15 protein-coding genes are annotated in these 13,552 nt (G+C 31.2%); 12 read left to right on the top strand and 3 right to left on the bottom strand.

Translation table 11 applies throughout. The annotated features are described in order from the left end of the window. Positions 1-50 precede the first annotated feature (50 nt). The 5 genes from NH26_RS19065 to NH26_RS19050 all read left to right on the top strand — a co-directional run bounded on the left by NH26_RS19065 (position 51) and on the right by NH26_RS19050 (position 4,698). On the top strand, positions 51-707 hold the full coding sequence (locus NH26_RS19065) for an RNA polymerase sigma-70 factor (RefSeq protein WP_052432204.1): 657 nt from the start codon (positions 51-53) through the stop codon (positions 705-707). Positions 708-748: 41 nt separating this feature from the next. Continuing rightward, complete coding sequence (locus tag NH26_RS19060) at positions 749-1,717, top strand: FecR family protein (protein ID WP_044226997.1); 969 nt, start codon at positions 749-751, stop codon at positions 1,715-1,717. Continuing rightward, positions 1,717-3,630 (top strand): hypothetical protein, encoded by a 1,914-nt coding sequence (locus NH26_RS19055; protein WP_044226994.1) that lies wholly within the window; start codon positions 1,717-1,719, stop codon positions 3,628-3,630. Before NH26_RS19060 ends, NH26_RS19055 begins: the two co-directional genes overlap by 1 nt. Positions 3,631-3,764: 134 nt before the next feature. Beyond that, positions 3,765-3,905 carry a hypothetical protein gene (locus NH26_RS25495; RefSeq protein ID WP_158021966.1) on the top strand — a complete coding sequence of 47 codons (141 nt, stop codon included), beginning with the start codon at positions 3,765-3,767 and terminating at the stop codon, positions 3,903-3,905. 22 nt (positions 3,906-3,927) lie between these two features. Next, on the top strand, positions 3,928-4,698 hold the full coding sequence (locus tag NH26_RS19050) for a head GIN domain-containing protein (protein WP_044226991.1): 771 nt from the start codon (positions 3,928-3,930) through the stop codon (positions 4,696-4,698). An 84-nt stretch (positions 4,699-4,782) separates the two neighbouring features. On the opposite strand, the gene NH26_RS19045 is transcribed toward NH26_RS19050, so the two are convergent. Beyond that, entirely contained in the window at positions 4,783-5,799 is a 1,017-nt protein-coding gene (locus NH26_RS19045; RefSeq protein WP_044226988.1) for a helix-turn-helix domain-containing protein, read from the bottom strand. A gap of 69 nt (positions 5,800-5,868) precedes the next feature. Between NH26_RS19045 and NH26_RS19040 the strand changes: the two genes are divergently transcribed. Both NH26_RS19040 and NH26_RS19035 read left to right on the top strand, forming a co-directional pair. Then, positions 5,869-6,987: a hypothetical protein gene (locus NH26_RS19040; RefSeq protein WP_044226985.1), complete on the top strand. Its 1,119-nt coding sequence runs from the start codon at positions 5,869-5,871 to the stop codon at positions 6,985-6,987. Between the two features lie 201 nt (positions 6,988-7,188). Continuing rightward, positions 7,189-7,716: an AAA family ATPase gene (locus tag NH26_RS19035; protein ID WP_044226981.1), complete on the top strand. Its 528-nt coding sequence runs from the start codon at positions 7,189-7,191 to the stop codon at positions 7,714-7,716. A gap of 88 nt (positions 7,717-7,804) precedes the next feature. On the opposite strand, the gene manA is transcribed toward NH26_RS19035, so the two are convergent. Beyond that, positions 7,805-9,010, bottom strand: a complete 1,206-nt coding sequence (gene manA, locus NH26_RS19030) for a mannose-6-phosphate isomerase, class I (RefSeq protein ID WP_044226978.1) — start codon at positions 9,008-9,010, stop codon at positions 7,805-7,807. A gap of 445 nt (positions 9,011-9,455) precedes the next feature. Between manA and NH26_RS19025 the strand changes: the two genes are divergently transcribed. The 5 genes from NH26_RS19025 to NH26_RS19005 all read left to right on the top strand — a co-directional run bounded on the left by NH26_RS19025 (position 9,456) and on the right by NH26_RS19005 (position 13,143). Continuing rightward, positions 9,456-10,178 (top strand): tRNA1(Val) (adenine(37)-N6)-methyltransferase, encoded by a 723-nt coding sequence (locus NH26_RS19025; RefSeq protein WP_044226975.1) that lies wholly within the window; start codon positions 9,456-9,458, stop codon positions 10,176-10,178. After that, positions 10,175-11,197 (top strand): helix-turn-helix transcriptional regulator, encoded by a 1,023-nt coding sequence (locus NH26_RS19020; RefSeq protein WP_044226974.1) that lies wholly within the window; start codon positions 10,175-10,177, stop codon positions 11,195-11,197. The genes NH26_RS19025 and NH26_RS19020 overlap by 4 nt, the downstream gene beginning before the upstream one ends. A 107-nt stretch (positions 11,198-11,304) precedes the next feature. Beyond that, positions 11,305-11,742, top strand: a complete 438-nt coding sequence (locus NH26_RS19015) for a hypothetical protein (protein ID WP_044226971.1) — start codon at positions 11,305-11,307, stop codon at positions 11,740-11,742. A 256-nt stretch (positions 11,743-11,998) separates the two neighbouring features. Next, on the top strand, positions 11,999-12,436 hold the full coding sequence (locus tag NH26_RS19010) for a cupredoxin domain-containing protein (protein WP_071397210.1): 438 nt from the start codon (positions 11,999-12,001) through the stop codon (positions 12,434-12,436). 266 nt (positions 12,437-12,702) lie between these two features. Continuing rightward, the gene (locus NH26_RS19005; protein WP_071397209.1) at positions 12,703-13,143 is read left to right on the top strand and encodes a hypothetical protein; all 441 of its coding nucleotides are present in this window, start codon (positions 12,703-12,705) and stop codon (positions 13,141-13,143) included. A 223-nt stretch (positions 13,144-13,366) separates the two neighbouring features. On the opposite strand, the gene NH26_RS25690 is transcribed toward NH26_RS19005, so the two are convergent. Then, positions 13,367-13,552: hypothetical protein (locus NH26_RS25690; protein WP_206780204.1), on the bottom strand; the 186-nt coding region annotated here is incomplete at its 5' end.

Raw genomic sequence — 13,552 nt, 5'->3', positions numbered from 1 at the left:
AAATCACATAAATAGATAAATGTATTTTCTGGCTAAAAAAATGACTAAATGTGAATATTTTTTTATCAAACTCAGGTTTAAAGGTAATAAATTTTGAATATACCTATATTGCATGCTTAGGTGAAGAATCAAAAACTAAATTCGAATTAAATAGAATAGTATTGGTAAAAGAAATCATTTCTAAAGAACAGTTCGAGGTGTTGTTTAAGGCACAATACCCTAAATTATGTGCCTACGCTAATACATTCCTAAAGGATATTCAGGCATCTGAAGATGTAGTTCATGATGTCTTGATAAAACTGTGGGAACAAAAAGAACAAATAGATATCGATACCTCTCTTGAGGCCTATCTCTTTAGGGCTGTAAGAAATAAATGTCTCAATGTGATTCGTCATACTGAAGTAAAAGAAAACTATAAAGTACACGTGGATCATACTTCTTCTTCGCAACATGTAGAAGAAGACCTTGAAGCTTCTGAATTAGATGATAAAATTCAATCAGCCATTAATCAAATGCCTGATAAAAGGAAAAACATTTTTCTGTTAAGTCGTTTCGAAGGATTAAAATATTCAGAAATTGCTACTCAATTAAACATCAGTGTTAAGACAGTAGAAAATCAGATGTCTTCTGCATTGAAATATTTAAAAACAGAACTTTCCTCATTCATTTCAATAATTATTGCCTTTTTCTCCTTCTTTTTTGAATAAGAATAGGGGTAAAATAATGATGAAGTGTCCTAATAATAACTATGGAAGAGAATCAAAAAATAGAAGATATATTAATTGCTAAACATCTTTCTGGAGAGATTTCCCCTAAGGAGGAAATTCAACTGCAAGAATGGATGAAAGAAAGCAATGAACATCAGCTTCATTTTGAAGGAATGAAGGCTGTATGGGAAGCTACACACCAACTTAAAGTTGAGGTGGATATAGATAAGGCATGGAATAAAATGTCTCTTGAGATAGACAAAAAGCCTCAAAAAACTATCAAATTCATACCTTGGCAAACTATTTCAGCGGTTGTTGCCGCAATGTTATTGTTATTTTTGGGTATTCGCTTTTTTCAACAAGACGATACCACTCAAGATACATTATACACTAAAATAGAAAGTCAGGATACACCATTACTTGACACTTTAAATGATGGTTCTATCATTACTTTAAATCAACAAAGTGCACTAGCTGTACAATCTTTTGAAGGTAATTCTCGAGAAATGACATTAGATGGGGAGGCTTATTTTGAAGTAAGTCATAACGAAAATCAACCCTTCATAGTCCACACAAAATATGGTGATGTGACGGTATTAGGTACGAAGTTTAATGTAAATACACTTAATAATAAAGTTACTGTTACTGTAACGGAAGGTTTGGTAAAACTCACAGCTCCTAATAAAGAATATGTATTACTTCCTAAAGGGAAAAAAGGTATTTATGAACCCAACACAGCAAGTCCTTCCGAGCAAGAAGTGAATGTGATCAATGAAATGTTCTGGAAAGATCAGCAATTAGAATTCAAGGACGCGCCTTTCCAAGAAGTGATCTCCACTATAGAAAATGCTTATCAAGTGAATATTGAAGTGAATAATGAGAACTTGTATCAGAAAAATATTACTAGTTCTTTCGATCATGATAGCATTGAGAGTATTTTCCAAGTATTAGAAGTGACCCTAAATTTAAGAGTTCAAAAAACAGCCGATAAGCAGTATTTAGTAGATTAATGAAAAATTGTATCATCAAATTCTTGACTTTCTTCGTTTTCATTTCTTCCTATACCATTGCTGCAGATAACGAAAGCTTATTGAACAGAGTCATTAGTATCAATATTAAAAATGAACCTATTGAAGATGCCTTATCCATCATATCCAATAAGGGTGGCTTCTTATTCTCCTACAATTCTTCCATCATCGATAAAAACCAGTTGATTTCTAAAAAGATTCAGAATAAAACTATCGAAAATGTTTTGTACGATGTATTAGGTGATGCTTATGAGTTTAAACAAGTAGGTAATTCTCATATTATCATAAGAGAAGCGTTTACTTTAACGATTCGTCCTATGGAAGACAAAAAACGTCTGACTCCTGCTGAACAAGAGCGTTTAAAAGAAGACATTCCGCTTATAGGAAAAGTAATTGATGAGGTGACGGGAAAAGGAATTGAAAATGTAGTTGTTTACGATAGCCGTAAAAAAATTCTAACACTTACAGATTCAACGGGGTACTATCGTATGGAAATTCCTGTAGAACAGCTAAATGAAGGTGTCTTTTTTAGAGGAAGAGGTTTTTATGATACTATGGTACAATTTGACCCAGATAAAGAAACCAATTTCATAAAATATAATGTCAGTCTCACTCCTTATTTGGATCAGCCTGGACCAATAGATAGTGATTTTGCTTTAACAGCAACCAGCCCGCATACATTGGGTATCGTCCAAAAATTTGTTCCGAAAAAAGTGGATGTCATTTCGAATAACATCGAGCAAGTGGAAACAAGAGTATTTCAATTTACATTAGTTCCTTTTTTAAGTAATGCCAATTTCTTAGGCGGATCTTATGAAAATCGTTTTTCTATTAATGCTTTGATGGGGTATTCTGCAGGTGTTAAAGGGATAGAGATTGGAGGTTTAGCCAATATCAATCGTTTTAATATGAGGGGTTTTCAAGTTGGTGGATTAGCCAATATTGTTGGTGGTGATGTTACCGGATTACAAGTTGGTGGTATTACCAACTATAATTTAGGGAAAGTAAACGGCATAAACATAGGAGGTATTTTAAATGTTGCCAAAGACTCTGTTATTGGGTTGCATGTTGGTGGCATTACTGATTTATCTCTAAAGGCTACAACAGGTATTCAAATTGGTGGTATTGTAGCTACCACAACAAAAAAAGTGAACGGTATTCAGATTGGTGGTATATATAGTTATGCCGACCAATTTAACGGACTTCAAATAAATGGTATTACAGGTACAACTGTAAAAACATCGAACGGAATGCAACTGTCTGGAATTTATAATTACAGTCAAAAAATTAGAGGAATACAAGTTGCTGGTATCTCGAATACCGTAACTGATACAATTAGTGGGGTACAAATAGCTGGTATTTACAACTATGCTAAAAAGATGAATGGAGTACAAATTGGTTTGATCAATTCTGCGAAAAAAGGTGCCAATGCATTACCTATTGGACTTTTTGCATGGTATAGCGACGGGTATCATTCTGCGGGTATAGAAGGGGATGAAACCACTTGGGCTAACTTCTATTTTAGGTCTGGATCAAAAAAACTATACAACTACTTCCAATTAAAATATAATTTCGAATCGGACTTTCATAAAGAAGGGCCTGGATTTGGTTACGGTATCGGTACATTCCCACTCAAAAGATTGAACATAGAAGCTGGTGCAATTATTAGTTCTAATAATGAGTTTAACGATTGGACTTCATTTTATATCAATACTAAAATTAGATATGTTCAACCCATTGGTAAACACATTAATATTTTAGCAGGTCCTACTGTCAATTGGAGTCCTGTGTTAGATAATAGAACCATGAATGTGCCTCCTCATTTTTGGAAAAATGATTTTGAAAGTGGACCAATGTGGATTTCTGCCAATTTTGGAATACAATTTACATGGTAAAAAATATTATGACAGTAACTTTTTAAGAGTGTTTCTAAAATAAATCAAAAAAAAACGGATAACGTGTAGGGGTATTTTTCTTTATAAGGGTCATGTATATGAAAGCACGATTTTAAAGTAAAATTCATCCACTAATGAAAAAGAAAAAACACACTACTTCCTCTAAATACACTTCTTTATTTGAAGTTGCTCAGGTCAATTCTCAAAAAGTTGAAAAAGAAGAATTTCAAAAGATTTATCAATCCATTCTTCAGCAAATTGCATTTTCCTCTTAAATATTAATAAAAGACTTCAACCATGAAAAAAATATTCATTCAACTATCTTTATTAATTATTGTATCCCTTACTAGTTGCGGTATTATTGCTAAAAAAGCAGAGGGGCCAGTGATAGAAAAACAATTGTACCTTGATGCTTTTGAAAGTATTGATGTAAAAGGCTCTATGAATGTATTCGTTACTTATGGCGAAGATGTAGAGGTAAGAGTCACAGGTGAAGAAGATGCCGTTAATGCCTTAAAAACAACAGTAAGTGGAAAAAATTGGGCGATTCAATTTGATCGTCTTTTTAGTGATCATTCTGTAAAAATCTACATTACAACTCCTTTCTTAAATAAAGTAAGTATAAGTAGTTCGGGAGATCTTGATATTGATAAAATTATACAACCTAACTTTTCAGTATCCTCTTCATCAAGTGGTCAAATCAGAGTTAACGATGTATCCGAGGTAAATAATGAACTAAATATTAAAACATCTTCTTCAGGAGATGTAGAGATACAACATGTAAATGCATTAAAAGTCACTACAGCATTAAGTAGTAGTGGAAGTATTTCTCTTGATGGTAATGCAACATCTATTTCAGGTGCTTTATCCTCATCAGGTCGCTTAAATGCAGAAAGATTAAAAGTTTCTTATGCTAATTTTTCTATCAGCTCGTCTGGAAGTGCCTATATTCATGCTACTAAAACACTAATAGGTCAATTAAGCTCAAGTGGCAGCCTTTATTATAAAGGTTCTCCTAGTTTTGATGTAAAAACATCATCATCAGGTACATTAAAGAAAATGGATTAATAATTCACAAAAAATAGAGTTATCAACATAGTTTATTCACATATGTTGATAACTCTATTCCTTAAAGCACTAAATGTGAACAACTTATTTAATTTTATGTTGTTCAATCATAGATTTTGGAGAAATATTATAGAATTTCTTAAAGGCATCAGAAAATTTAGATAATCCCTTGAAACCCAAATGCTGAGATACTTCTGTTACTGAATATTGCTTTTCTACCAATAACTCTCTGGCCAATTGCATTCTCATCTTATTGAAAAATTTATAGACAGGCACCCCAAATTCGGTTTTAAAATCTCTTATCAATTTAGATCTACTTAATCCAAATTCTTTACATATTTCCTCTAAACTAGGCGTTATTGATAGGTCACGACAAATATAGTCTTTCACCTCAAACATTCTTTTAGCATCCTGAGGTGTTAGATTACTTATATCCTCAAAATTTCTATTCGACATGTGTTTAAGCAACTCCCCCACTAAATCGATAGCTCTTCCGTAGATTTTGAAGTTATTAAAGGCAAAATCATCTTCATTACTAAAAATTTCATTTAAAGATTGTGATATAGCAAAATTAACAGGCTCGAATAGTAACCAATGTTTATCACTTAATATAAAATCAACAAAACCTTCTGGAACATCCTCTAATAAATCTATGATAAAAGACTTTTTTACCACCATAGTAGCCCATTCCGAAGGTAATCCCTCCTCACCTATGTTTATCAAAGAAGACATAAAATTAGTAATCACCACCCCTTGTTGACTGTCTTTTCCATAGACAGAAATAGTTTCATCATTTTTAAATAAATGATGTACCGTACCACTTTTATGTAAAACAAAAAATAGGTAATCTTTTTGAATTTCAGATGGAATATGCTCTACACTTACCGTCTCGTTTAAGTGACATCTTTGGGTAATTAATCTAATTTGATCAAAATGAATAAAACGATGAAACTGTACTTTACCTATTGCATTATTAATTTTGAGTATTTTATTATCATTCAAAAGCTCTCCGCCAGTTTGACTATGTAACTGTTCAAAAAATGTATGAGCTTCTTTATGATCTATATAATATTTGTGTTTGATTTCTTGGTAAGTTGCCATAAATTAAATCGGGGTATATTCCTAATAATTAATGATATTGGGCGAAAGCTAAAATTAAGCATTTATAAAATGAAAGAGGAACAATTAATATTATTTGATAAAATAGTTAAGAGAAAATCTAAAAAAAAACCTAAGACAGAAGAAGATCGATTAAATAAATTATGGAATGAAGTTGAGAAAAAAGATAGAAGAAATAAAAGACTTTACGATGAGTTTAAAGAGACTGTAGAAGAATATAAATTACATGTGGGTGATGCCCATCAAAAATACATTCAACAAATAAAAGAGCTATTAGAACATCTATTTTTTATTAAAAAAGACGCTAAACTAAATGATAAACAATTAGAGGTATATCAAATAATTGTTCAAAATTTACTAACCACTGCCTTACATTCTCCATTTGTATTTGATAGCAAAATACATCAGCTTATTCCACAGTATTACCATTCGATAGAAAACAACACTATCAAGAATACTAAATCGCAGATTAAAAAAGAGCTTAAACAATCCATATTACTTGAATTAAAATTTCGTTCTAAATCAAAAGTCAATCTTAATACATTGATTACTGAAGAAGATTGGGCATTTTTAATCAAAAATCCATCTAGTGTAGAAGAATATTTTCAAAAAAAAATTGCTCCTATTGTATTTGAACAAGAGAAAAAAGAAGTTTTAGACAAGGTGATTCAAGAAGAAACATCACCAAAAAAGGAAATAACAAAGCATAAAGAATCCCCAAAAGATTCTATAGTTTTTTTATACAAACAGTTGGCAAAAAAATTGCATCCTGATTTGGTACAAGATAAACTAGAAAAGGAAGAGAGGCATTTAAATATGTCTTTAGTGATTAAAGCAAAAAAAGAGAACGACTTATTCTCTCTTATTCATTTATACCAAAAGTTTGTGACTGAAAAAATTGAGCTATCAAAAGATGAGGTGAATAAAATTATTACTTCATTAATTAAGAAATCAGAATTATTAGATCACGAAAAAGACGAATTTTTAAACTCTAATCTAGATCAATTTGTTTATCTTAATTATACTGGTTTACAAGGTCGGGCGATAAAAAGAAAATCATTTCAATTAAAAGAAAACTTCGAAACAAATACATTAAAATTACATCAATTGAAAGAGAAAATTGATTCAGCAGCCGATTTAAAACAGTATATACAAACTTTATTTTTATAATTTTTTTAATAACTATTTAGTTGTCATCTCCCCAGTAAAATTGAACATTTTACAGAAACAGGTACGCCTATACCAATAAATCACAATTAAAATTGAATTATTGGAATCATAAACAGCTTAAAACAGTTTAATGAGTAAGTGTACTATTATTCTATCAATTTTATTTTGACAACCACATAAAATAGTAGTGTTGTTTAACGTATGCACAATTCTCAAGTAAAAAAAATATTAATTACAGGTCCTGAATCAACAGGAAAGAGTACTGTAACTCAACAGTTAGCAGAATGGTATGATACTCTGTGGGTAAATGAATACGCTAGAGATTATCTAGATCAACTGCAACGCCCTTATAATTATAAGGACTTGGCGTTGATTGCTCAAAAACAGTTTCAAATACAAAAAATAAACGCAGATCTAGCCAATGATTATCTCTTTTGTGATACTGGATTAGAAGTAATAAAAGTATGGTCTGAATTTAAATATCAAACTTGCGATCCCTGGATAAAAGACCACCTTTCTTTACAAGCATTCGATTTGGTCTTCCTAATGGATATTGATCTCCCTTGGGAATATGATGAATACAGAGAGACTCCATCAAAAGAAATAAGAGAACTTTTATTCAATACTTATAAAAAAGAGTTGACTGATATTTATGGTGGTTACCACATTATTAATGGAACACTCGATGAAAGATTGAAAAAGATAAAGGAAATAATAAACCAAGCATAAGTAAAAAGCCTTGTCCAAACAGACAAGGCTTTTTTTTATCTAAACTATAAGATGGTTTCACCTTATGTAGAATGATATATAAATCAAATTATGCTACAGGTGCAGAGGCTTTAAATAGCACCGCTTTGTCTGTAGTAGTAATTGTATAATCCGCATCTACTAAAAGAAGCACAACTTCACCTCTCTTGATGGTTACAGTTGTATCACCTTCTTTAACTGTAGCTTCACCTTCAGAAACAATAATAATTTGAGCCGTTTTAGCTACATTCTTATATGTTTCTCCATTAGAAATAGCGACTCTACTTAATTCAAAATCTGGTGCTGGGCTTTTGTAAATTCTTTCAATACCATCTTCTTGCAACTCGCCTTTCATGATATTAGGAATAGTTTCCTCGAAAGTTACGTGCTTCAATAATTCTGGTACATCAATATGTTTTGGAGTAAGACCACCTCTTAATACGTTATCAGAATTGGCCATTAATTCCATATTCTGACCTTCCATATAAGCATGTGGTAAACCAGCATCTTGGAAAATAGCATCTCCGATGTCTGCTCTAACAATATTGAAGAAATAAATTGAATAAATACCTCTATCCAAATCAGCCCCTTCTTCATTTAATGCAACAGACTTTGCTGTCCAATAATCTGGAGAAGACTTTTCTAATTTATTCTCTCTGTAAAGAGGCATTACTCGATCTACCAAAGAACGAAGTTTAGTATTGATCTCCTCTGCCGAATATTCCATCACAGTTTTATACAAACCGAAATATCCTTCTGCATCAAAAGTATCTACTAAATAATTGAATTCTGGTACGTTTACAAGAGTTTCTCTTAGTTCTGCTTTTGGTTTAAAACCATGCAATAACCAAAATTCACTCAACGCCACCATAATTTCAGGTTTATGGTTGTCGTCTTTATAATTTCTATGAGAGGCTGTTAAAGGAATACCTTCTTGGTTTTCTCTAGCAAAACCTTTCTCAGCTTCTACTTTTGTTGGATGAACCTGAATAGAAAGAACATCATTTACATCAAGAACTTTAAATAAGAAAGGTAATCTACCGAATTTATCATTGATATATTTACCAATAGTACCTTCAGGGTTAGACTTAACCATTTCATTTAAGAACTGATTGTCTCCAACTTTTGCAGGTGCATTATCATGAGCACCCATCCAGTATTCTGCATAAGGTTGATCTTCTTTTTCAATTCCAATCATTTCAGGAATAAAATTGGCTCCGCCCCAAGCATAGTTTTGAACTTTTCCTTTTATCGGAAATAATTTTGTAGTAGACATTATTTTGACTGCTGATTTATTTACAACAATATTAGTTTAAGTAGTAATTGCTGAATGAGTTTTGATAAAAAAAAGACAAATCACCTTTTCTTTATCATTCATTCGGTTGCAAAAATAAGAATAATAGCTTAACGAATATATTAACAAAACCTTATTTGAAGAGATTAATGAAAAAATAACATGGCATTATTGCTATTCGTTCAATCTATCAAAGGGTGATGTTATAAAGATATAAATATGAATTTTCGTTATTTTTTTGGTTTAACATAGATTGTTCACTAATAGTTTATAGGAATTTAAAAAATCATATAATTTGTGAGAATTCAAAAGTCTTTGTTACTATACCCTACCTTTTAGAAGGGAAAGTGATAAGATCATTTATATATATAGAAGATATGATTAATTTTATGATCGCTGTTATCTTTCCTTCATTTAATAGAAAAGAATGACTAAATACGCCTCATTTCATTTTAAAGAATTTTCGGTCAGTCAAGAAAAGTGTGCGATGAAAATCGGTACTGATGCGATCTTATTGGGTGCTTGGGCACAAGCTGAAATTGAGCCTGTACATATTTTAGATGTGGGTTGTGGTTCTGGCTTAATTAGCTTAATGATGGCACAACGTTATCTTAGCAGTACAGTAACTGCCATTGATATTGATGCAGGAGCTTATCATCAATCCTTAGAAAATTTTGAAAACAGTCCTTGGAATAACAGATTAAAAGTATTCCAATGTGATGTGTTAACGTATCAATTTTCGACAACATTTGATCTGATCGTTTCTAATCCCCCCTATTTTGATGATGCACTTAAAGCAGATACGAAGGAAAGAAATTTAGCCAGACACACCGATTCTCTTAAATTACATCAGTTAATGAGAAAAGTAAGCGAGCTTCTCTCCATTGACGGGACTTTTTGTTTAATATACCCAATAGATGCTTTAGAGAACATCCTACAATTGGCAAAAGAGAATCAACTTTATATAAAAGATATAAGAGCTGTACAACACAATGAGAATAAAGAAGCAAAGCGGGTTTTAATTCGTTTTCAGCAATCCATTGTCACTACTCCTTATTCAATCATTCCTTTTTATATAAGAGAAAAAGAAAGTAATAATTATTCTAATGAGTATATTTCATTAACTAAAAATTTCCATCCCTTTTTATGAATTCAAAAGATACAAAAATACTCTATTTTGATTCTACTAGTTTTGATGTTACTTATCAAAAACTAAAAGACGATTTAGGTGGAGAACTATTTAATAGACATTACATTTTAAATGATGATAAATACGGTGAAATCTATTTAGAATATTTCGACATCAATGCTCCCTTTAAAATGAGTGTCAATCGCTGTAAACTCAAACAAGATTTCTTTGTTAAAGATGATAATTACGCAGAACAGCAACAACTCTTCTTTCTATTTTTAAGAAAAAACTCTAGCCTGTCTATTAATGATTATGAAAATGATGATGGTGAAGTAAACTTGGGAGAACACGGTGTACAATACAATATTATGATGCGCCATAATAAAAGGCATTTACTGACTACACTAGAGAAAAATATTGAAGTAGATTGGATTGGTATGAGGATGGACTTTAAAGAAATTGGTCCACTTGTCAATTTAAATGAAAAAGATACCAATGAATTTATTGATTATTTAGTCAACAGGAATTATTACGAAGGAAGTACAACAGAATTAGAAGGATTAATAGAAGATATCTTTCAGGCTCAAAAGCTAACCATAGGCAGAAATGCTATTATCATGGGACTAGGTATGCAATTGATGGGAATGCTACTTAAGAAAATGATTGAACACAAAAAAAAGACATCAGATAAAGTTATTGCTGATGATCTATTAGAACAATACTTCGAAATAAAGGATTATATATTATCCGATTATCATTCTATTCCAACTACTAGAGATATATCTCAAAAGTTTGGTATTGGAGAAACTAAACTAAAAGAAGACTTTAAAAGTATTTTTGACCAATCCATTTTTTCTTTTATTACTTCTCATAGAATGATGGATGCTCATCGACTATTAAGAATGACTGATTATAAGATCGGCGATATTGGTAAACAAGTAGGATACAATCATTTATCAAAATTTACAGGAGCTTTTAAAAAATACTATGGATATACTCCTTCTGAACTAAGAGGATCTAAGAGAATTAAATCTTTTTAATACAAAACGACCAAATTGGTAAACAAAACGACCAAATTGGTAAACCCCCCTCATTTTGTTGCCGTTATCTGATATGTATTTAATAACGAACTAAAATTAATTTGAAAATGAAATTTTTACATTACATATCAGTATTATTTTTCGCTACACTAGTGTTTGCTTCTTGTTCAAAAGATGACAACGAAGAAACAACACCTGCAGTAGCAAACATTGAAATTACTAATGTAGAAGATGGACAAATGTTCACTCTTAATGAAGAAGCTACAATCGAAGCTACTCTATATATTCCAAATGGAGAATTCAGTAACTCTAAATTAGTTTTTAAAGCAACTGAAGGAGAAGAAACAATTATTGTAGACCTAGTAGGTAAAACTCCAAAAAATGCTGGAGAAAAAACAGTTTACCTATCTGCTACAGTTACACCAAAAGCTCCTGGTACATACCAACTACATGCACAATTTGATTACTCAGGAGATGAAGCACAAAGTATTGTGATCTCTGATGAGTTGAATGTTGCTAGTGGCGCGTTCTTACCAGAAGAGTAAAAAGATAAAAATCAGGGTTATTAAAATTATAGTGAATTAAGATATAGACCTAGGTAGTACATACTGCCTAGGTCTTTTTTGTTTTTATAATTCAATCTACCAATCTTAATTGATTGAATAATCCCACATATTCTATCCAAAGCATTTATTTTATTATTCCGACAAAATTGGCAAGTAATACGACTAAATAGGTAAATCCTAAATAAAATATTACCGTTTTTCTATATGGGTTACATTAAAACTTAAACATAAAAAAATGAATACTTTAAAGAATATTTCACTTTTATTTATTGCTGCATTGTTTTTCGCTTCTTGTTCTAAAGATGACAACGAAGAAACAATACCTGCAATGGCAAATATAGAAATCACTAATGTAGAAGATGGACAGATGTTCACTCTAAATGAAGAAGCTACTATCACAGCTACTTTATATATTCCAAATGGCGAATTCAGTAACTCTAAATTAGTATTTAAAGCTACTGAAGGAGAAGAAACAATTATTGTAGACCTAGTAGGTAAAAATCCTAATATTGCTGGAGAAAAAACAGTTTACCTATCTGCTACAGTTGCACCAAAAGCTCCTGGTACATACCAACTACATGCACAATTTGATTACTCTGGAGATGATGCACAAAGCATTATTATTTCTGATGAGTTGAATGTTGCTAGTGGTGCGTTCTTACCAGAAGAATAAAAAAGATAAAAATCAGGATTATTTAAAATATAGTGAATTAAGATATTGACCTAGGTAGTACATACTGCCTAGGTCTTTTTGTTTTTATAAAGCAATCTTCAATTCTTAATTGATAGAATAATTCCAATTTATTCTATCAGGGTATGTATTAGCATTCTTTTATCACATTCGGCAAAATTGGTAAGTAATACGACCAAATCAGTAAATCCTACATTAAGTATTGCCGTTTTCTTATATGTATCTGATCAAAACTTAAACATAAAAAAATGAATACATTAAAGAATATTTCACTTCTATTTATTGCTGCATTGTTTTTCGCTTCTTGTTCTAAAAATAATAATGAAGAGGCAGATATACAGCCACAATTTGCTAACATAGAAATTACAAATGTTGAAGATGGACAAACCTTTGTGATTGATCAAGAAAATACCGTAAACACTAAGCTTTATACTCCTAATGGATATTACAACAATGCTGTTTTAGTGTTTACACATGAAGAAACTGGAGAAGTAATATCGTTCGATTTAATTGGTAAAGTACCTACTAATGAAGGTCAAAAAGAATTGAACTTTACTACTAAATTTACACCTAAAACGGAAGGCTTTTATCAAATACATGCTCAGTTTGAGTATGTTGGAGAAAGTCAAGGAATTATCAAATCTGAAGACTTAACTATTTCAACAGGGGCGTTTCTGCCTACTAATTAAAAGTAAGTAAGGGTTATTAATAGTGAAATAAGATATTGACCTAGGCAGTAATTACTGCCTAGGTCTTTTTTGCTTTTACAAATCAGCTCTTCAGGTATTAATTTATTTGGTGGTTCCAAATTATTCTATCAAAAAGTATGCGTCCATATTCTTTTTTCAATTCTGACAAAATTGGTAAGTAATACGGCCAAATCAGTAAATCCTAGGTTCAGTATTGCCGTTTTCATATATGTATCTCATCAAAACTTAAACATAAAAAAATGAATACTTTCAAGAATATTTCGCTTTTATTTATTGCTGCATTGTTTTTCGCATCTTGTTCTAAAAATAATAATGAAGAAGCAGACATACAGCCGCAATTTGCTAACATAGAAATTACAAATGTTGAAGATGGACAAAGTGATTGATC

Source organism: Flammeovirga pacifica, assembly GCF_000807855.2.
In the GTDB taxonomy this organism is placed as follows: Bacteria; Bacteroidota; Bacteroidia; order Cytophagales; family Flammeovirgaceae; genus Flammeovirga; species Flammeovirga pacifica.
The sequence above is the reverse complement of the archived record's forward strand: the minus strand, read 5'-3'. Positions and strand labels throughout refer to the sequence as shown.